This is a genomic window from Luteimonas sp. A277 (assembly GCF_054052045.1).
Genome location: NZ_JBSVRG010000002.1, coordinates 158,375 through 177,790, shown reverse-complemented (window position 1 = coordinate 177,790; position 19,416 = coordinate 158,375). Strand labels below are relative to the sequence as shown.

Genomic DNA, 19,416 nt, shown 5'->3' with positions numbered 1-19,416 from the left:
TTGACTGAATCAGCTCCAGAAACCGTTGACCTGCTGATTGAAGCCGGTTACGTAGTCCCGATCGAGCCGCACGGTGTCGTGCTGGAAGACCATGCCGTTGCCGTGCGCGACGGCGCCATCGTGGCCGTGCTCCCCGCCGCCCAGGCGCGTGCCCGGTTCACGGCCAGGGAAACGGTGTCGCGCCCCCAAGGCGCGCTGATTCCGGGGCTGGTCAACGCCCATACCCACAACCCGATGACCCTGTTGCGCGGCATTGCCGACGACCTGCCGCTGATGGTGTGGCTGCAGGAGCACATCTGGCCGGTGGAAGCGGCGGTGATCGGGCCGGAGTTCGTGGCCGACGGCGTGGAGCTGGCGATCGCGGAGATGCTTCGCGGCGGCACCACCTGCGTCAACGAGAACTACTTCTTCCCTGATGTGCAGGCCGCCACCTATCGGCGCCACGGCTTCCGCGCCCGGGTCGGCCTGCCGGTCATCGACTTCCCCACCGCCTGGGCGAAGAGTGACGACGAATACTTCGACAAGGCCGGCGAGGTCCACGACCAGTGGCGCGGCGATGCGCTGATCGACACCGCCTTCGTCCCGCATGCGCCGTACACGGTCAAGGACGCCAGCTTCGAGCGCATCCGCATGCTGGCCGACCAGCTGGACGTGCCCGTGCATCTGCACCTGCACGAGACCGCGCAGGAGGTGGAGGAGTCGCAGAAGCAGTACGGCCAGCGGCCGATCGCCCGCCTGGACCGGCTCGGGCTGATCAACGACCGCCTGATCGCCGTGCACATGACCCAGCTGACCCAGGCCGAGATCGAGCTGTGCGCCGAGCGCGGGGTGTCGGTGGTGCACTGTCCGGAATCCAACCTCAAGCTCGCCTCCGGTTTCTGCCCGGTGTGCGCGCTGGAGCGTGCCGGCGTGAACCTGGCGATCGGCACCGACGGCTGCGCCAGCAACAATGACCTGGACATGTTCGGGGAGACCCGCACCGCTGCCCAGTTGGCCAAGGCAGTGGCCAATGACGCCGCAGGCTTCGACGCCGCGACGGCGCTGCGCGCGGCCACCCTTGGCGGTGCGAAGGCGATCGGCTTCGATCACCTGGTCGGCTCGATCGAGCCCGGCAAACAGGCCGACCTGGCCTGCGTGGACCTGTCCGCGCTGGAGTCCCAGCCGCTGCACAACGTGCTCTCGCAGCTGGTGTACGCCACCGGCCGCCACCAGGTGAGCGACGTATGGATCGCCGGTCAGGCAAAGCTGGCCTCGCGCAAGCTGGTGGACATGGACGAGGACGCCGTGATTGCAAATGCCAGGCAATGGCGTGGACGCATTGCCAGCCTCCATGGACGTACTCCGTGAGCACTGACAACTTCCGCCAGGCGGAACTCGACAAGTTCGCCGCCCTTGCCAGCCGCTGGTGGGACCCGGACGGCCCGCAAAAGCCCCTGCACGCCCTCAACCCCGTGCGCTTGGACTACGTGGCCCGACGCGCCCCGCTGCGCGGTGCGCGGGTGCTGGACGTGGGCTGTGGCGGCGGCCTGCTGAGCGAGGCGATGGCGCGCGATGGCGCAGAGGTGACCGGCATCGACCTGGCCGAAGAGCTTGTCAGGGTTGCCCGGCTGCATGCCCTGGAGTCCGCCGCGCAGGTGGAGTATCAGGTGACCCCGGTGGAAGCACTGGCTGCGGACCAACCGGGCAGCTTCGACGTGGTCACCTGCATGGAAATGCTGGAGCACGTGCCGGATCCGGCGGCGATCCTGCAGGCCTGCGCCACGCTGCTGAAGCCGGGCGGCATGCTGTTCGTTTCCACGCTCAACCGCACGCCGCAGGCGTTTGCGCTGGCGATCGTTGGAGCCGAATACGTGGCCCGGCTGCTGCCCAGGGGCACGCACAGGTACGAGGACTTCATCAAGCCTTCGGAGCTGGCTGCGTGGCTGCGTGGCGCCGGCATGCAGCTGGATGACGTCAGCGGCATGATCTACGAGCCGTGGCGGAATTCCGCACGCCTGTCGCGACGTACCGGGGTCAACTACCTGACCGCAGCGCGCAAGCCGGGTGGCGGCAATGACTGAGGCCGTGGCGGGCCGCTTCCCGCCCGCCGTACTGTTTGACCTGGATGGCACGCTGCTCGACAGCGCGCCGGACATGCTGGCCACCGTGAACCGCATGCGCGATACCCGCGGAATGCCGCCGCTCGGCCTGACGGCGCTGCGCCCCACCGTATCCAAGGGCGCGCGGGCGATGTCCGCGGTGGCGTTTCCGGACCTGTCGGCGGAAGAAATCGCCGCACTGGTGCCGGAGTTCCTCGATATCTACCGCCAGGAGCTGGGTCGCCACAGCCATGCCTTCGAAGGCGTGGAAGAGATGCTGGCCGCGCTGGAGCAGGCCGGCACCGTCTGGGGCATCGTGACCAACAAACCTGAATATCTCGCCCGCGAAGTGGTTCCGCAGCTGGGCTGGCAGTCGCGCTGCGCCGTGCTGGTGGGCGGCGATACCCTGGCCGAGCGCAAGCCGCATCCCTTGCCGCTGCTGCATGCGGCCGAGGCGCTGGGGATGCCCGCCGGCCAGTGCGTCTACGTGGGAGACGACGAGCGTGACATCGTGGCCGCCCAGGCCGCGAGGATGCCCTCCGTGGTGGCCCTGTGGGGCTACCGCCTGGACGGTGATGATCCGATCGCCTGGCGCGGCGACGTGATGGTCGACGCGCCGCATGACCTGCTTGACCCGGCCGCCTGGCCGGCGGTGGGTTGACCGTGGCCCAGCAAGACCCGGCAGCGGAAGACTTCACTGCCAAATGGCGACGACGCTGGCCGGAATGGGGCATTGCCGAAGCTTTCGTGCCTGCATCCCAGCGCGAAATAGCGCTGGCCTGGCTGTCGTTGCAGAACGAGCTGGCGGAAGCTGCGTGGGGCGGCGAAGACCCGACCCCGGGTCTCGCCAAGCTGGCCTGGTGGCATGAAGAGCTGGAAGGCTGGGCCAAGGGCGGCCGTCGCCATCCATTGGGCGCATCGCTGCAGCGCCTGCCGGCGCCCTGGACCGGACTGGCGAGGGCCCTGTCGGTTCTTCCATCCACGCGCGGGCAGGACGCGGCCACCGCGCAACCCGTCCTGGCCAACCTGGCAGACGCGCTGGACGTATGCGAGGCGGGCCTGTTCGGAGAGGCTGAAGACAGGGGTGAGCCGGCTGCGGATGCAACTACGTCGGCATTACTGGCCGCGCGCGCCCTCCTTACCGGTTCGCGTGAGGATGCCGGCTGGTTGCTGGAGCGCTGGCCACGGGGCGCGAGTGGATCGCGGCCGGGACGCCTCCATCGCGCCCTGCTGCGTGCCAGGTTGCTGGCGCTGCAGGCAGGCAGGCGCGAGCAGCAGCTGTCCGGCTGGCGGGTCCTGGGGGCGTCCTGGAGCGCAGTACGCGGCAGCTGAGGCCAGTCTCCAGCCCCGAACCAGCCCCAAGTGGCCGGACGCAGCGTTTCAGGGGCGTTGCGCAGCCTCCCGTTACACTATCCAGCCTTGATTCCCGTTGCCGTAAAGGCCCCCCACGCAATGAGCCAATCTCCCGCCCAGACCCTGCCCGACGTCGCCGACGACGCCGCCTTTGCCGCCCGCGCCCTGGACTGGGTCGGTATGGAGAGGATCGCGCTGCCGTTGCGCGTGGCTGATGGTGACGGAGGTGCGCTCCAGGTCCCGGCTTCCGTGGACGTGTTCGTGGACCTGCGCAAGCCCGACACCCGTGGCATCCACATGTCGCGCCTGTACCTGCGGCTGCAGGATGCGTTCGCCAGCGAGACCATGACCGTGGCCGGCCTGCGCAGGATCCTGCAGGACCTGGTCGAGTCCCAGCGCGGGCTGTCGTCTTCCGCGCGCCTGGTGCTGCGTTACGAGCACATGCTCAAGCGTGCCGCGCTGGCCAGCGACAACGCCGGCTGGAAGAACTATCCGGTGGAGCTGGAGGCCACGATCGTCGATGGCCATTTCCGCCTGGCGCTGGCGTTTTCAGTCGAGTACTCCAGCACCTGCCCGGCCTCGGCGGCACTGTCACGCCAGGCCAACTCGGAGCGTTTTGCCGCCGATTTCGCCGCGGCCCGCCCGCTGTCGGCGGCGGTGGTCGAGGAATGGCTGGCTTCGGAGCGCGGCCTGGCCGCCACTCCGCATGCCCAGCGCAGCAGCGCCCAGGTGAAGGTGGAACTGCGGCCCGCGTTTGATGAGATCCCGTTGGCGGCGATGGTGGATGCCATCGAGGCGGCCCTGGGCACGCCGGTGCAGACCGCGGTCAAGCGCGAGGACGAGCAGGCCTTTGCCCGGCTCAACGCCGAGAACCTGATGTTCTGCGAGGATGCCGCCCGCCGCGTGGCCGCGGTGCTGGCCGCGGATGAGCGCGTGGAAAAGTTCGACGCCCGCGTGGCTCATTACGAAAGCCTGCACGCCCACGACGCCGTGGCCCGCGTCACCGGCTGATCGGGCCGGCCACCGGCCGGGCTTGCCGCCCGGCGATACTCAGAGAGCCCGTTCCAGCACCAGCTGCGGGTCAATCCGCACGTTGAGCCAGTTCATGCCCCAGTGCAGGTGCGGGCCGGTGGCGCGCCCGGTGGCGCCCACCGCGCCGATCACCTGGCCCTGTTCAACTGTGTCTCCCTCCTGCACGTCCAGCCGGGACAGGTGCAGGAAGTTGGAGCTGATGCCGTGGCATGGTCGATCAGCACGGTGCCCCCGGTGAGATACAGGTCGGCATCGGCAAAGGTCACCAGGCCCGCGGCGGGGGCCTTGATCAGGGTGCCCTGCGGTGCGGCGATGTCCATGCCCGAATGCGGGGAGCCGGGCTTGCCGTTGTAGACCCGGGCGCGCCCGAAGCGGCCGCTGATGCGGCCTTCGACCGGCCAGATGAAGTGCTGGGCAAAGCCCGTGCGCGCGTCATCGCGGGTACGCGCGGCCCCCACCCGGGCCTGTTCGCGGCGGATACGTTCGGCGATGGCCGGTGGTGGATCCACGGTAGCCGCAGGTACTCCATCGACCCGCTGCAGCGGCCAGTCGCGGGTGCCGACGGCGATGCGGATGGTTTCCACCGCGCCATCCGGACCGGTCACGCGCACCTCGGCCGGGCCGCTGTGGTCACGGCCGATGCCGAATACCACGCTGCCATAGCCGGTCACGCGCAGGTTGCGACCGGCATGCTCGACCTGGCTGCCAGGCGGCACCTTGCCGATCACCATCGCACCCTGCTGGACTTCGGTGGGAAATACGATGCGCTGGTCGCCGGCCATGGTGGCGGACGCGACGCAGCCCAGCACGGCTGCAAGCAGCAGATGGAGCAGGGCGCGCATCAGCGGGCGAACTCCAGGCGTCGGCCCTGCGGGTTACCCACCAGCTTCTCTCCGTCCCACGCCAGCTCGCCGTTGACCCAGGTCGAGGCGATGCGGCTGCGGAAAGTGGTGCCTTCGAAGGGAGACCAGCCGCAGCGTGACAACACCTGTTCGCGTGTCACGGTGAAAGGGGTGTCCTCCACCAGCACCAGGTCGGCCCAGTAGCCCTCGCGCAGGAAGCCACGGCCGGCCACGTCGAACAGCTGCGCCGGGGCGTGGGCGAACTTCTGCACCACCTTGGCGGTATCGAAGTGTCCCTCGTGCACGCATTCCAGCGCGGCGTTGAGCGCGAACTGCACCAGCGGCAGGCCGCTGGGAGCGCGTACGTAAGGAGCCTGTTTTTCCTGCAGGGTGTGGGGTGCATGGTCGGTGGCCAGCACGTCGATCACGTCTTCGGCGAGGGCGCGCAGCAGGGCGTCGCGGTCCGAGGCTTCCTTGATCGCCGGATTGCACTTGATCTGGTGGCCCAGGCGGTCGTAGTCCTCGCGGGCAAAGCGCAGGAAGTGGATGCAGGTTTCGGCGGTGATGCGCTTGCGCACCTTGCCGTCGGCATCCACAAGCGGGCCGGCTTCGAACAGGGCCAGCTCGTCGGCGGTCGAGATGTGCAGCACATGCAGGCGGGTGTCGTGGCGCCGCGCGAGTTCCAGCGCCAGGCGCGTGGATTTGATGCAGGCTTCGCGCGAGCGGATGTCGGGGTGGCAGCGGGCGGGGATATCGTCGCCGTACTTCTCCCGGTAGCGGGCCAGTTCGGCATCGATCATCGGGGTGTCTTCGCAGTGGGTGATGATCGGAACCGGGGTGTCGCGGAAGATGCCGTCGAGGATCTCGGGATTGTCCACCAGCATGTTGCCGGTGGAGGCCCCCATGAACACCTTCACCCCGGGAGCGGTCCTGGGGTCCAGCCCGCGCACCGCCTCCAGGTTGTCGTTGCTGGCGCCGAAGTAGAACCCGAAATTGGCATGCGCGCGGCCTGCGGAGCGGGCGTATTTGTCCTCCAGCGCCTCCCGGTCGAGCGTGGGCGGGCTGGTATTGGGCATGTCCATGAAGCTGGTCAGGCCGCCGGCCACCGCCGCGGCCGACTCGGTGGCGATGTCGGCCTTGTACTCCATGCCGGGCTCGCGGAAGTGCACCTGGTCGTCAATCATCCCCGGCAGCAGGCGGCGGCCGGCGGCGTCCACCACGCGCTCGTTGCCGCGCGCGGCCAGGCCGGTTCCGATTTGGGCGATGCGTCCGTCCTGGATGCGCAGGTCGCCGTCGAACTCGCGGCCTTCATTCACGAGGCGGGCGTTGACAATCAGGGTGTCGGTCATTGCTTGGGTTCCGTACTATGTGGGGGTGGCTCTGGCACAGGGTCATGACCGCCGGGATGCAGCGGGTGGCAGCGGCCCAGCCGGCGCAGGGCCATCCAGCCGCCCCTGAAGGCGCCGTAGCGCCCGATCGCCGTCATCGCGTATTCCGAACAGCTGGGCACAAACCGGCAGCGGGGTCCGAGAAGAGGGCTGATCAGCCGTTTGTACAGGCGCAGCAGGGCGATGAGGAAACGGTCGATCACGGTCCGGGAACTGCTGTAAATCCGGCGGCTGAACTTGCCGCTGGGGCCGTGGCAGGGTATAACAGCGCGCCTTCCCACACCAAGGGAATCCGCAGTCGGGGATATCGCAGTGGCTACCAAGAAAACCGTCAAGAAGTCCGTCAGCAAGGGATCTGCCGCCAAGGCGCCTGTGAAGAAGGCGGCCTCGACGGTGGCGAAAAAGGCCGCTGCGAAGAAGACCGCAGCCACCAGCAAGGTGGCTGTAAAGACTCCAGTCAAGAAGGCGGCGGCCAAGAAGGCCGCGGTCAAGAAAGCCGCAGTGAAGAAGTCGGCAACAAAGAAGGTGGCAGTGAAGAAAGCTCCAGTGAAGACCGCGGCGAAGAAAGCCGCCGCGACCAAGGCTCCTGCAAAGCAGGCCCCAGCGAAGAAGGCGGCCGTCAAGAAGGCGGCTGCAAAGAAGGCTGTCGCAAAAAAGGCAGTCGTGAAGAAGGCGGCGGCCAAGAAGGCGGCGGCCAAGAAGGCCACCCGGCCGACTCCCGTCCGTTCGCGCGGCAAGGTGGCCGTCGCAGTGACCGCGCGCCAGTCGGCTCCCGCGGTCAAGACCAAGTACAAGGTGGTGGAACACGACGTGGACAAGGCCACCGGCCGCCCGATCATCCCCAAGGGCTACAAGCCCGGCGTGGACGAGGAGTACATGAGTCCTCTGCAGCTCGAGTATTTCCGCTACAAGCTGCTTTCCCGCCGGGAAGAGCTGGTGGATGAGTCCAGGCAGACCATCCAGAACCTGCGCGGTGAAGTGCGCGACGTGGGCGATGAGGCCGAGCGCGCGAGCCGGGAAACCGAGAACGCGCTGGAGCTTCGCACCCGCGACCGCTACCGCAAGCTGATCAGCAAGATCGAGAGCATCATCCGCCGGGTCGACGAGGGTGATTACGGCTACTGCGTGGAGACGGGCGAAGAGATCGGCCTGGAGCGGCTTGAAGCCCGCCCCGAAGCCGAGCGCACGATCGACGCGCAGGAACGCTGGGAACACCTGCGCAAGCAGATGGGCGACTGAGCCCGGGTTCCAGCACGGCTGAACAGAAAACCCCGCTCCGGCGGGGTTTTTTCATGGGCCGAGCAGGCCCCTGGTCTTTCAGCGCTGCCCTAGCGCAGGTCGCGAAGGTCCAGCCGGCGCAGCTTCGGCGCTTTCAGTGCGGTGGTCACGACCACGCCCATGGTCACGCAGCCTCCCAGGACCACGGCCGGCACCAGCCCCAGCAGGCGGCCCATTGAGCCGGCGTAGAAGGCGCCCAGCTCGTTGGAAGAGCCCACGAACAGCCCGTTGATGGAAGAGACCCGGCCGCGCATCTCGTCCGGCGTGGCCAGCTGCATGATGGTCGAGCGCAGCACCACCGAAACCCCGTCACACATGCCGGACAGCAGCAGGAAGAAGGCCGACAGCCAGAACAGCCTGGACAGGCCGAAGCCGATGATGCACAGGCCGAAGCAGGCCACGGCGATCAGCAGTATCCGTCCGGCGTTGCGCTGGATCGGGCGTCGCGCCAACCAGATGCCGACCGCCACCGCGCCCAGCGCCGGCGACGCGCGCAGGATCCCCAGGCCTTCCGGCCCGTAGTGCAGGATCTCGCGGATGAAGGCCGGGGCCAGGGAAATCGCTCCGCCAAACAGCACCGCGAACATGTCCAGCGCCAGGGCCGCCAGCAGGATCTGGTGCCCGAACACAAACCGGGCGCCTTCGGCAATGCTGGCAAACACCGGCCCGCGCTGCAGCTGTGGTGCGGGTTCGGTCACTTCCATCCGCGCCAAGGCCAGGATCGCTGCGGCGGCGAAACCGGCGGCGAGTCCGTAGGCGACCCCCATGCCGGCCCAGCCCACCAGCACGCCGCCCAGCGCCGGCCCCACCACCAGGGCGGACTGGAACACGATGCTGCCCAGGCTGGCGCCGCGGACGAACTGCTCGCGCACCAGCACCCGCGCAAACAGCGCGTTGTAGACCGGACCAAGAAAGGAGCGCACCGCGCCGGTCAGGATCACCGCCGCGTAGATCTTCCACACGCCCTCGCCGAACCAGCCCAGGGTGATCGCCACCAGCAGCAGCGGGGTGATCGCCAGGCCGGCGCAGGCCACCATGCCCAGCCTGCGCCGGGGCAGGTGGTCGACCAGATAGCCGGCAAACGGCGCCACGCAGAAATAAGGCAGCACCTCGGCCAATCCGATCAGGCCCAGCATCCACGGATTGCGGGTCAGCTCGTACACGTGCCAACCCACCGTGACCGCGACCATCTGATAGGACAGGATGGTGCAGATCCGATAGCCCATCAGGGCCCGGAAGTTGGGATTTCGCAGTGGCGGAGTTGGCGTGGCGGCGGTGGCGGCGGCCGCGTTCACCCTGTAGAGGCGCGCTCGGCCTGTTCGCGGATATATGCCAGCAGCGCGGCCAACCCGTTGTTGCGGGTGGGAGACAGGTGCTTGGCCAGGCCGATGTCGCCGATGTAATCCGGCCCGGTGGCAATGATCTCGGCGGCGCTGCGGCCGGAATAGACCCGCAGGGCCAGGTAGATCAGGCCGGAGACGATGGCTGAATCGCTGACAGCGGCGAAATCAAGGCGGGTGGCGTCGCCGGAGGGCACGATCCACACCATCGACTGGCAGCCGTGCAGGCGGTGCTCATCTGTCTTCCATTCTTCGGGGAAGGGCGGCAGTTTGCGACCCAGGTCGATCAGGTACTGGTAGCGTTCTGACCAGTCGCCGAAGAAGGCGAATTCGTCACGGATCGCGGCCTGGGCGGCACCGGGGGTGGGTTCGAGCGGAAAAGGGGTGTTGGACACAGCAGCAGGCGGCCGGATGGCCGCGGTTCGGATCAGCCCGCTATTGTCGCAGAAACCGGCTCATCATCCCCTACGGGGCCCGGCCAGGACGATCCAAGCCGCCCAGGCCGCGGCTCAGGCGCGCTTGCGCACCCAGCGCACGCCCTGGGGTGTGTCTTCAAGCACGATGCCTTCGCCGGCGAGCTGGTCGCGGATGGCATCGGCGCGGGCGAAGTCCCGGCTGTCCTTGGCCGCGGTGCGCTCGTCCACCAGGGTCTGGATGCGGGCGTCGTCATCGGCCGCCGCGCCGCGGGCAAACCAGACCTGCGGATCCTGCTGCAGCAGCCCCAGGGCCAGGCCGGCGCCGAGCAGGCGCGCCTTGGCCGTGGCGCGGGCCTCGTCATCGCCGGCCTTGCGTGCTTCGCCGGCCAGGCGGGCCAGCTCGGCCAGTGCCTGCGGGGTGTTGAGGTCTTCGGCCAGCGTAGCCTCGATCGAGTCGGGGATAAGGGGCTCCGCGGCAACGTCGGCCAGATCGCGCAAGGTGGCGTAAAGCCGATCCAGCGTACGCAGGGACTGTTCCACCAGCCCGTCGGACCAATCCAGCGGCTGCCGGTAGTGGGCCGACAGCAGCGCGTAGCGCAGCGCCTCGGGCGGGTGCTCGGCCAGCAGGTCGCGCACCTTGGCGATGTTGCCCACCGACTTCGACATCTTGGCGCCGGACAGGTTGAGCATGCCGTTGTGCAGCCAGAAGCGGGCAAAGGTGCGGCCACCGTGGGCGCACTCGCTCTGGGCGATTTCGTTCTCATGATGCGGGAACTGCAGATCGACGCCGCCGGCATGGATGTCGATGGTTTCGCCCAAATGCGCGGCAGCCATGGCCGAGCACTCGATATGCCAGCCCGGACGGCCAAGGCCCCACGGGGAATCCCAGCCGGGCAGGTCCGGCGTGGAAGGCTTCCACAGCACGAAGTCGCCGGGGCTGCGCTTGTACGGCGCCACGTCCACCCGGGCACCAGCCAGCATCTGCTCGGTATCCCGGCGCGAGAGCTTGCCGTAGTCCGGGTAGCTGTCCACCGCAAACAGCACGTGGCCCTCGGCTGCGTAGGCGTGACCGGCTTCGATCAGGCGTTCGATCATGGCGATGATCTCGCCGATGTGGGCGGTGGCTTCCGGTTCGATATCGGGCGGCGCCACGCCAAGCGCGGCCATGTCTTCGCGGTAGGCGGCGGCGAAACGACCGGTGATGTCGGAGATCGGCACGCCTGCCTGGCTGGCGGCGGCGTTGATCTTGTCGTCCACGTCGGTGATGTTGCGGGCGTAGCGCAGCGCGCCGTAGCGGCGGCGCAGCAGGGCGGCCAGCACGCCGAACACCACCGGTCCACGGGCGTTGCCGATGTGCACGTAGTCGTACACGGTGGGGCCGCACACGTACATGGTCGGGCAGGCGGGATCGAGCGGCTGGAAAGGCTCGATGCGGCGGGTCAGGCTGTTGTAAAGGCGCAGGGTCATCTGTTCAGTACGGTCAGGGAGACCGGATTCTATCGGGCGGGGCAGGTTCACGACAGCGCCGGTTCAGGAGGTGAACGCGCGCAGCGCCTAAACTTCTCCTTGGGCAAGCTTGCCCTCAATCCCCGCAAAGGTCCGATGCTCCGATCTTTCCCGACCCTGCCGATCCTCCTCTGTGCCGCGTTGAGCGCGGCACCCGCCGTGGTGGCGCAGGAGCGGGGGCAGCAGGCGGACCAGGGGATGGCCGGCTTGCCGGCGCCTCCCGTGCCGGGCGCGCAGGAGAACGTGCGGATCGAGTTCGCCCGGGTCCTGGCTGCCGAGCCCGTCCACCAGATCCTGCGCGCCACCAGCATGGTGGAGCGCTGCGAGGCTGCCAGCCCGGTGGCCGAGGATGGCGAGCGTCGTGGCCTGCAGCGGGTGGTGGGCGCAGTGCGCGATGTGCTGTCCTCCGACGACAAGGTGGAGGAAGTGGACGCCTCGGCGGGCGGGGAGTGCCGCATGGTGCCGGTGGAACGCGAATTCCGGCGGCCGATCGGTTTTGACGTTGATTACGTGCACCGCGGCGTGAAGTACCGCTCACGCATGCCTTACGACCCCGGCAACCGGGTCCGGGTGCGGGTATCGGTCACCCCGGTGGTGAGCGGCGAATAGCCTGGAACAGCTTGCCGCGGCCCCCGCCGCATGCGACGATGCGCCCCGATGATGAATTTCCGTGCCGACGCCCTGATCCTGACCTCCGCCCGCATGGCGGCTGGCATGACCTCGCGTGCGCACCGACCGGAGCCTTGCCAACGCGCTGGGTAGCCGGTACCCGTTTTACTTTGAGTTTCACGCGAAAACCCGGCCCCGGCGCCGGGTTTTCTGCTTTCAGGCCTGCTGTTTTCCTTGTCCGTTCCAAAGCTTCCAGGGGTTTATCGCGCCATGACCGTTTCCCGCCATTTCCTCAATACCCAGGACTGGTCGCGTCCCGACCTGGATGCGCTGCTGGCCGATGCCGCCCGCTTCAAGCGTGAGCGCATGGGAGATGCCCTGAAGGGGCGCTCGATCGCGCTGGTGTTCTTCAACCCGTCCATGCGCACCCGCACCAGCTTCGAGCTGGGCGCGTTCCAGCTGGGCGGACACGCGATCGTGCTGCAGCCGGGCAAGGACGCGTGGCCGATCGAGTTCGACCTGGGCACGGTGATGGACGGCGACAGCGAGGAGCACATCGCCGAGGTGGCGCAGGTGCTGGGTCGCTACGTGGACATGATCGGGGTGCGCGCGTTCCCCAAGTTCGTCGACTGGAGCGAAGACCGGCAGGACAAGGTGCTCAAGGCGTTCGCCCGGTACTCGCCGGTGCCGGTGATCAACATGGAAACCATCACCCACCCCTGCCAGGAGCTGGCCCACGCGTTGGCGCTGCAGGAGCACTTCGGCACCACGGACCTGCGCGGCAAGAAGTATGTGCTCACCTGGACCTACCACCCCAAGCCGCTCAATACCGCCGTGGCCAACTCGGCCCTGACCATCGCCACCCGCATGGGCATGGATGTCACCCTGCTGTGCCCGACGCCCGAGTACGTGCTGGATGAGCGCTACATGGGCTGGGCGGAGGCCAATGTGGCCGAAAGCGGCGGCTCGCTCGCCGTCAGCCACGACATTGAAGCTGCCTATGCCGGTGCCGACGTGGTCTATGCCAAGAGCTGGGGCGCGCTGCCGTACTTCGGCAACTGGGCGCCGGAGAAGCCGATCCGCGACCAGTACCGGCACTTCATGGTCGATGAGGTCAAGATGGCGCGGACCAACAGCGCTGTCTTCAGCCACTGCCTGCCGCTGCGCCGCAACGTGAAGGCCACCGACGCGGTGATGGACTCGCCCGCCTGCATCGCCATCAACGAAGCAGAAAACCGCCTGCACGTGCAGAAGGCGATCATGGCCGAGCTGATGCGCGGGCGCTCCTGACTCTCCTGATCCCCAAAACCCCCACCGGCGGCCCCACGCCGCGCATGAGAACAACGACATGACCGCTTCCGAATCCAAAGACATCGTCCTCGCCTTTTCCGGCGGCCTGGACACCAGTTTCTGCGTGCCCTACCTGCAGGAGCAGGGCTGGACAGTGCACACCGTGTTCGCAGATACCGGCGGGGTGGACGCTGCCGAGCGCAAGGCGATTGAAGATCGCGCGGAGGAACTGGGCGTGGCCTCGCACGTGACGGTGGATGGTGGGCCAGCGATCTGGAGCGATTTCGTCAAACCGTTCGTGTGGGCGGGCGAGGGCTACCAGGGCCAGTACCCGTTGCTGGTGTCCGATCGCTACCTGATCGTGGACGCGGCCCTGGCCCGGGCGAAGGAACTGGGCACCAACGTGATCGCCCACGGCTGCACCGGCATGGGCAACGACCAGGTGCGCTTCGACCTGGCGGTCATGGCGCAGGGTGACTGGCGCATCGTGGCGCCGATCCGCGAGATCCAGAAGGAACACACCCAGACCCGCGCTTACGAGCAGGCCTACCTGGCCGAGCGTGGGTTCGGCGTGCAGGCCAAGCAGAGGGCCTACACCATCAACGAGAACCTGCTGGGCGTGACCATGTCCGGCGGGGAGATCGACGAATGGGACGTGCCGGGCAAGGGCGCGCGCGGCTGGTGCGCGCCGCGCAGCGCGTGGCCGGAGGAGCCGCTGACCGTACTGGTCGAGTTCGAAGGCGGCGAGGCGGTGGCGCTGGACGGCAAGCGCCTGCCGGGCGAGGAGATCCTCGCCGGCCTGAACCGGCTGTTCGCCTCCTACGGCGTGGGCCGCGGCATGTACACCGGTGACACCGTGATCGGCCTGAAGGGCCGGATCGTGTACGAAGCGCCGGGCCTGGTGGCCCTGCTCACCGCCCACCGGGCGCTTGAGGAGGCGGTGCTGAGCAAGCAGCAGAACCGCTTCAAGCCGGACGTGGCGCGCAAGTGGGTGGAGCTGGTGTACGAAGGCTTCTTCCATGATCCGCTGAAGACCGATCTCGAAGCGTTCCTGGCCTCCTCGCAGGAGAAGGTCGATGGAGAAGTGGTGCTGCAGACCACCGGCGGCCGCGTGGACGCGGTGGCGGTGCGCTCGCCGAACCTGCTGATCGCCGCTGGCGCCACCTACGCGCAGTCGGCCGACTGGGGCGTGGAGGAAGCCGAGGGCTTCATCAAGCTGTTCGGCATGAGCAGCACGCTGTGGGCCAGGGTGAACCGGTGAGCAGCAGCCTGCTCGACAGCACGCTGGCGCACCTTGAGGCGCTGGTGTCGTTTGATACCCGCAATCCGCCGCGGGCTATCGATACTGGCGGCATCTTCGATTACATCCGCGTGCAGCTGCCGGACTTTCGCATCGAGGTGACCGACCATGGCGCCGGCGCGGTGTCGCTGCTGGCCGTGCGAGGGCAGCCGAAGCGGCTGTTCAACGTGCACCTGGACACGGTGCCGGACTCGCCGCACTGGAGCGCCGACCCGCTCACCCTGCGGGTGGAACAGGGCAGGGCGATCGGTCTTGGGGCCTGCGACATCAAGGGCGCGGCGGCCGGGCTGATCGCCGCGGCAGGTCAGAGCGATGGCGAAGCGGCGTTCCTGTTTTCCAGCGACGAGGAGGCCAACGATGCGCGCTGCATTCCGGCGTTCCTCGCCCGCGGGCTGCCGTTTGATGAAGTGGTGGTGGCCGAGCCGACCAACTGCGAGGCGGTGCTGGCCCATCGCGGCATCTCCTCGGTGCTGGCCCGCTTCCGTGGCGAGGCCGGGCATGCCTCGGGCGCCGCTGCGCTGGACGCCAGCGCCCTGCACCGGGCCATGCGCTGGGGCACCCGGGCGCTGGATTTCGCCGCCGGCCAGGCCCACCAGCGCTTTGGTGGCCTGACCGGGCTGCGCTTCAACATCGGCCGGGTCGAGGGCGGGATCAAGGCCAACGTCATTGCCCCGCAGGCCGAGGTCCGCTTCGGCTTCCGGCCGCTGCCGTCCCATGACATCGATGCCCTGCACGAAGGATTCCGCGGCTTTGCCGGCGCCGGCGAGCTGGAACACTACGAGGAAACCTTCCGCGGCCCGCCGCTGCCGGCCGGCGGCATCGCCGAGGCCGAGGAGCACAGGCTGCAGGCGCGCGATCTGGCCGATGCGCTGGGCCTGCCAATCGGCAACGCGGTGGATTTCTGGACCGAAGCCTCGCTGTTCTCCCACGCTGGCATGACCGCGCTGGTGTTTGGCCCTGGTGACATCGCCGAGGCCCACACCGCCGACGAATGGGTGGCGCTGGACCAGCTGGAGACCTACGCCACCACCATCACCGACATCCTCAACGGCCAAGGCCGTTCCGCCTGACCGACCGTGCACGCCATGCAGCCTCATCTCCAGACCCGCCAGACCATCATCCGCCTGCTGTCCTCCATGGCCAGCGCGCGCGAGATCGACCAGTACCTGAAGCGCTTTTCGCAGCTGGATGCCAAGCGCTTCGCCGTGGTGAAGGTGGGTGGCGCGGTGCTTCGCGACGACCTGGAAGCACTGACCTCCTCGCTGACCTTCCTGCAGCAGGTAGGCCTGACCCCGATCGTGATCCACGGCGCCGGCCCGCAGCTGGATACCGAGCTGTCCGCGGCAGGCATCGAAAAGCAGACCGTGGACGGATTGCGGGTCACCACGCCGGAGGCGCTGGCGATCGTGCGCCAGGTGTTCCAGGCCTCCAACCTGAGCCTGGTGGAAGCCCTGCAGCAGGCAGGCGCGCGGGCGACATCGATCACCGGCGGCGTGCTGGAAGCCGACTACCTGGACCGTGAGCGCCTCGGCCTTGTGGGCGAGGTGAGGCAGGTCAACCTGGCGCCGATCGAGGCCAGCCTGCGGGCCGGTTCCATTCCGGTTATCGCCAGCCTGGGTGAAACCTCCACCGGCCAGATCCTCAACGTCAATGCCGACGTATCGGCCAACGAGCTGGTGCGGGTGCTGCGCCCGTACAAGATCATCTTCCTCACCGGCACCGGCGGGCTGCTTGATGAGGCCGGCAAGGTGATCGACTCGATCAACCTGTCCACCGAGTACGAGCACCTGATGGCACAGGAGTGGATCAACGGCGGCATGCGGCTGAAGTTGCAGCAGATCAAGGACCTGCTGGATGGGCTGCCGCTGTCGTCATCGGTCTCCATCACCCGGCCGGCCGAACTGGCCCGCGAACTGTTCACCCACCGCGGCTCCGGCACCCTGGTGCGGCGCGGCGAGCGGGTGCTGCAGGCGGGCAGCTGGGACGAGCTGGACCTGCCACGCCTGCGCGACCTGATCGAATCCAGCTTCGGCCGTGAACTGGTGCCGGACTACTTTGAAAACACCCCCCTGCTGCGCGCCTACGTGAGCGAGAACTACCGCACCGCGGTCATCCTGACGGAGGTCGACGGCGTACCGTACCTGGACAAGTTCGCCGTGCTGGATGAAGCCCAGGGCGAAGGCCTGGGGCGGGCGGTATGGCAGGTGATGCGTGAGCAGACGCCGCAGCTGTTCTGGCGTTCGCGCCTGGGCAACGGCGTCAACCAGTTCTATCACGCCGAATCCGATGGCTGCATCCGCCATCAGCCGTGGCGGACCTTCTGGTACGGGCTGGATGATTTCGACGTGATCCGCGCCTGCGTGAAGCACAGCATGCAGCGGCCGGCGACCCTGATGGAGGCAAAGACATGAGCAGGAAGAGCATCGGCATCATCGGCGCGCGCGGGCATACCGGCGCGGAGCTGATCCGGCTGGTGGCGGCGCATCCGTCGCTGGAACTGGGGTTCGTGTCCTCTCGCGAACTGGACGGGCAGTCGGTGGCCGAGCATGTGCCGGGTTACGAGGGCGAGCTTCGCTACGGGAACTGGTCTCCTGAAGCGGCGGCGGGCGAGGGCGTCGACGCTCTGGTGCTGGCGCTGCCCAACGACAAGGGCGCGCCGTTTGTCGAGGCGATCGAGGCGGGCTCGCCGGACAGCGTGATCGTGGACCTGTCGGCCGACCGCCGGTTCGATCCCGCCTGGGCCTACGGCCTGCCGGAACTCGGTCGGGACAGGCTCCGCGGCGCCCGCCGCATCGCCAATCCCGGTTGCTATGCCACGGCGATGCAGCTGGCCATCGCGCCGCTGCTGGACCAGCTGGCAGGGCCGCCGCAGTGCTTCGGCGTGTCGGGCTATTCCGGTGCCGGCACCACGCCGTCGGATCGCAACAATCCCGAGCTGCTGCGCGACAACCTGATGCCGTATGCGCTGGCCAATCACATCCACGAGCGCGAGGTCACCGCGCACCTTGGGGTGCCGGTGGAGTTCATGCCGCACGTGGCGCCACATTTCCGCGGCATCACCATGACCGTGAACCTGTGGCTGGGCGAGCCGTGGGAGGCAGAGGCCGTGGAGCGCACCTATCGCCGCCGCTACGCCAACGAGCCGCTGATCGAAGTGCTGGAAGATGCCCCCTGGGTCAGCCGCATCGCCGGCCGCCACGGCGTGCAGATCGGCGGCTTTACCGTGGCGCCGGGCGGGCGCCGGGTGGTGGTGGTGGCCACGCTCGACAACCTGCTCAAGGGGGCCGCCACCCAGGCCATGCAGAACCTCAACCTCGCCCTCGGCTTCGAAGAATTCAAAAGCATCCCCCTGTAGGAGCGCGCCAAGCGCGCGCACGGCGCGCTCCTACAAAGATCAACGACAGGAGAATCAGATGTCCGACCTGCTGTGGCAAAAGCCCGGTGTCACCGTCGATGCACGGATCCAGGCCTTCCTGGCCGGCGATGATGTGCTCCTGGACCGGGAGTTCTTCCTCCATGACATCCGCGCCAGCCGTGCCCACGCGCAGGGGCTGGAGCGGATCGGGATCCTATCGGCCGACGAGCTGGCCAATCTTGAGCGGGAGCTGGATGCGCTGGCGGAGGACTTTTCCAGCGGCGACTTCGTGCTCGACGAACGCTACGAAGATGGACACTCGGCGATCGAGGCGCGGCTGGTGGAGCGGCTGGGTGACACCGGCAAGAAGATCCACACCGGCCGCAGCCGCAACGACCAGGTGCTGGTGGCCACGCGCCTGTGGCTGAAGGAAAAGCTGGCCCGCACGGCGGAACTGTGCCGCGACGTTGCCCGCATTGCGCTTGAGCGCGCTGAAGCGGAGGCCGCGCTGCCGCTGCCGGGCTATACCCACCTGCAGCGCGCCGTGGTGTCTTCGGCCGGCATGTGGTGGGCCGGCTGGGCGGAAGCCTTCATCGACAACGCCCGTCGCGCCGCCGACACCTTGTCGCTGGTGGACTGCAACCCGCTGGGCACCGCCGCTGGCTACGGCGTGAACCTGCCGCTGGACCGCGACCACACCACGGCCGCGCTGGGCTTTTCCCGCATGCAGGTCAGCCCCCTCTACGCTCAGCTGTCGCGTGGCAAGTTCGAGCTGGCCGCGCTGGAAGCGCTGGGCTCGGCCACGCTGGACCTGCGCCGCCTGGCCTGGGACCTGTCGCTGTTCACCAGCGCCGAGTTCGGCTTTGTCAGCCTGCCGGCGCAGTACACCACCGGCAGCTCGATCATGCCCAACAAGCGCAATCCTGACGTGATCGAGCTGATGCGCGCCGTGCACGCCAGCGTGGCAGCGGCGCGCACCGAGATCGAACAGCTGCTGTCGCTGCCTTCGGGCTACCACCGCGACCTGCAGACCAGCAAGGGCGCGATCTTCCACGGCTTCGGCCGCGGACTGGCCGGGCTGGAGCTGCTGCCCGCGCTGCTGGAGAACCTGGACTGGCAGCCGGAAAGGATGCGGGCGGCCATCGATGCCGGGATGTACGCGACCGACGTGGCCGTGGAGCAGGCGGCTGCAGGCGTGCCGTTCCGTGATGCCTACCGGGCGGCAGCCGAATCGGTGGACAGTGCAGGTGACGGACGCAGCCCGGAGTCCAGCCTGCAGGCCCGCGTATCGCCTGGGGCCGCCGCAGCGCTGCGGCTTGATGAGCTTCGTGGTCGCCTGCAGGCCCTGGAAAAATAGTCCGGTGCCGGGGGTTGGCAGCAGGAGTTCCTGCCACGGTGGATTCACCTCTTGCCTGCCCGGCAATTGCTACCTATAATTACCGGCTCGCCGTCGGGGTGTAGCTCAGCCTGGTAGAGCGCTACGTTCGGGACGTAGAGGTCGCAGGTTCGAATCCTGTCTCCCCGACCAAAATATTGGCGAATCAAGAAACCGGCCCAGCGCCGGTTTTTTGTTGTCTGTATATCGGCGGAAGGACCGGGCCAACGGCCCAAACGGCTAAACTGTGTCTC

18 protein-coding genes, 1 tRNA gene and 1 pseudogene are annotated in these 19,416 nt (G+C 68.0%); 14 read left to right on the top strand and 6 right to left on the bottom strand.

Features of this window, described 5'->3' with window-relative positions; genetic code table 11:
* From ACW7G2_RS02905 to folE2, 5 genes are all read left to right on the top strand, one after another.
* Complete coding sequence (locus tag ACW7G2_RS02905) at positions 1-1,347, top strand: TRZ/ATZ family hydrolase (protein WP_456972536.1); 1,347 nt, start codon at positions 1-3, stop codon at positions 1,345-1,347.
* Positions 1,305-2,060 (top strand): bifunctional 2-polyprenyl-6-hydroxyphenol methylase/3-demethylubiquinol 3-O-methyltransferase UbiG, encoded by a 756-nt coding sequence (ubiG, locus tag ACW7G2_RS02900; RefSeq protein WP_456972534.1) that lies wholly within the window; start codon positions 1,305-1,307, stop codon positions 2,058-2,060. The genes ACW7G2_RS02905 and ubiG overlap by 43 nt, the downstream gene beginning before the upstream one ends.
* Complete coding sequence (locus tag ACW7G2_RS02895; protein WP_456972531.1) at positions 2,053-2,739, top strand: phosphoglycolate phosphatase; 687 nt, start codon at positions 2,053-2,055, stop codon at positions 2,737-2,739. Before ubiG ends, ACW7G2_RS02895 begins: the two co-directional genes overlap by 8 nt.
* A 2-nt stretch (positions 2,740-2,741) precedes the next feature.
* Complete coding sequence (locus ACW7G2_RS02890) at positions 2,742-3,410, top strand: phytoene/squalene synthase family protein (RefSeq protein WP_456972529.1); 669 nt, start codon at positions 2,742-2,744, stop codon at positions 3,408-3,410.
* 120 nt (positions 3,411-3,530) lie between these two features.
* Positions 3,531-4,442 (top strand): GTP cyclohydrolase FolE2, encoded by a 912-nt coding sequence (gene folE2 / locus ACW7G2_RS02885; protein WP_456972527.1) that lies wholly within the window; start codon positions 3,531-3,533, stop codon positions 4,440-4,442.
* Positions 4,443-4,481: 39 nt separating this feature from the next.
* On the opposite strand, the pseudogene ACW7G2_RS02880 reads toward folE2, so the two are convergent.
* From ACW7G2_RS02880 to yidD, 3 genes and pseudogenes are all read right to left on the bottom strand, one after another.
* Positions 4,482-5,305: pseudogene (locus ACW7G2_RS02880) on the bottom strand (M23 family metallopeptidase).
* Positions 5,305-6,654, bottom strand: coding sequence for a dihydroorotase (locus tag ACW7G2_RS02875; RefSeq protein WP_456972525.1), 1,350 nt, complete (start codon positions 6,652-6,654; stop codon positions 5,305-5,307). The pseudogene ACW7G2_RS02880 and the gene ACW7G2_RS02875 overlap by 1 nt, the downstream one beginning before the upstream one ends.
* On the bottom strand, positions 6,651-6,896 hold the full coding sequence (yidD, locus tag ACW7G2_RS02870; protein WP_456972523.1) for a membrane protein insertion efficiency factor YidD: 246 nt from the start codon (positions 6,894-6,896) through the stop codon (positions 6,651-6,653). The genes ACW7G2_RS02875 and yidD overlap by 4 nt, the downstream gene beginning before the upstream one ends.
* A 109-nt stretch (positions 6,897-7,005) precedes the next feature.
* Here yidD and dksA point away from each other — a divergent pair, with 109 nt between their 5' ends.
* Positions 7,006-7,932 (top strand): RNA polymerase-binding protein DksA, encoded by a 927-nt coding sequence (gene dksA, locus ACW7G2_RS02865; protein WP_456972521.1) that lies wholly within the window; start codon positions 7,006-7,008, stop codon positions 7,930-7,932.
* Positions 7,933-8,021: 89 nt separating this feature from the next.
* Here dksA and ACW7G2_RS02860 read toward each other — a convergent pair whose 3' ends face one another.
* The 3 genes from ACW7G2_RS02860 to cysS all read right to left on the bottom strand — a co-directional run bounded on the left by ACW7G2_RS02860 (position 8,022) and on the right by cysS (position 11,194).
* Positions 8,022-9,197: an MFS transporter gene (locus ACW7G2_RS02860; RefSeq protein ID WP_456972837.1), complete on the bottom strand. Its 1,176-nt coding sequence runs from the start codon at positions 9,195-9,197 to the stop codon at positions 8,022-8,024.
* A gap of 65 nt (positions 9,198-9,262) precedes the next feature.
* On the bottom strand, positions 9,263-9,706 hold the full coding sequence (locus tag ACW7G2_RS02855) for a SufE family protein (protein WP_456972519.1): 444 nt from the start codon (positions 9,704-9,706) through the stop codon (positions 9,263-9,265).
* Positions 9,707-9,820: 114 nt separating this feature from the next.
* Complete coding sequence (cysS, locus tag ACW7G2_RS02850) at positions 9,821-11,194, bottom strand: cysteine--tRNA ligase (protein ID WP_456972517.1); 1,374 nt, start codon at positions 11,192-11,194, stop codon at positions 9,821-9,823.
* A gap of 135 nt (positions 11,195-11,329) precedes the next feature.
* Here cysS and ACW7G2_RS02845 point away from each other — a divergent pair, with 135 nt between their 5' ends.
* From ACW7G2_RS02845 to ACW7G2_RS02810, 8 genes are all read left to right on the top strand, one after another.
* A complete protein-coding gene (locus ACW7G2_RS02845; RefSeq protein ID WP_456972515.1) occupies positions 11,330-11,842 on the top strand; it encodes a hypothetical protein in 513 nt (170 codons plus the stop codon).
* Positions 11,843-12,112: 270 nt separating this feature from the next.
* Entirely contained in the window at positions 12,113-13,132 is a 1,020-nt protein-coding gene (locus ACW7G2_RS02840) for an N-acetylornithine carbamoyltransferase (RefSeq protein ID WP_456972513.1), read from the top strand.
* Positions 13,133-13,190: 58 nt separating this feature from the next.
* Positions 13,191-14,393: an argininosuccinate synthase gene (locus tag ACW7G2_RS02835; RefSeq protein ID WP_456972511.1), complete on the top strand. Its 1,203-nt coding sequence runs from the start codon at positions 13,191-13,193 to the stop codon at positions 14,391-14,393.
* 8 nt (positions 14,394-14,401) lie between these two features.
* Positions 14,402-15,502, top strand: a complete 1,101-nt coding sequence (locus tag ACW7G2_RS02830; protein ID WP_456972835.1) for an acetylornithine deacetylase — start codon at positions 14,402-14,404, stop codon at positions 15,500-15,502.
* A gap of 15 nt (positions 15,503-15,517) precedes the next feature.
* Complete coding sequence (locus tag ACW7G2_RS02825; protein WP_456972509.1) at positions 15,518-16,843, top strand: acetylglutamate kinase; 1,326 nt, start codon at positions 15,518-15,520, stop codon at positions 16,841-16,843.
* Positions 16,840-17,787: an N-acetyl-gamma-glutamyl-phosphate reductase gene (argC, locus tag ACW7G2_RS02820; protein WP_456972507.1), complete on the top strand. Its 948-nt coding sequence runs from the start codon at positions 16,840-16,842 to the stop codon at positions 17,785-17,787. Before ACW7G2_RS02825 ends, argC begins: the two co-directional genes overlap by 4 nt.
* 58 nt (positions 17,788-17,845) lie before the next feature.
* On the top strand, positions 17,846-19,144 hold the full coding sequence (gene argH / locus ACW7G2_RS02815) for an argininosuccinate lyase (RefSeq protein ID WP_456972505.1): 1,299 nt from the start codon (positions 17,846-17,848) through the stop codon (positions 19,142-19,144).
* A gap of 94 nt (positions 19,145-19,238) precedes the next feature.
* A tRNA-Pro gene (locus ACW7G2_RS02810) sits at positions 19,239-19,315 on the top strand.
* Positions 19,316-19,416 lie beyond the last annotated feature (101 nt).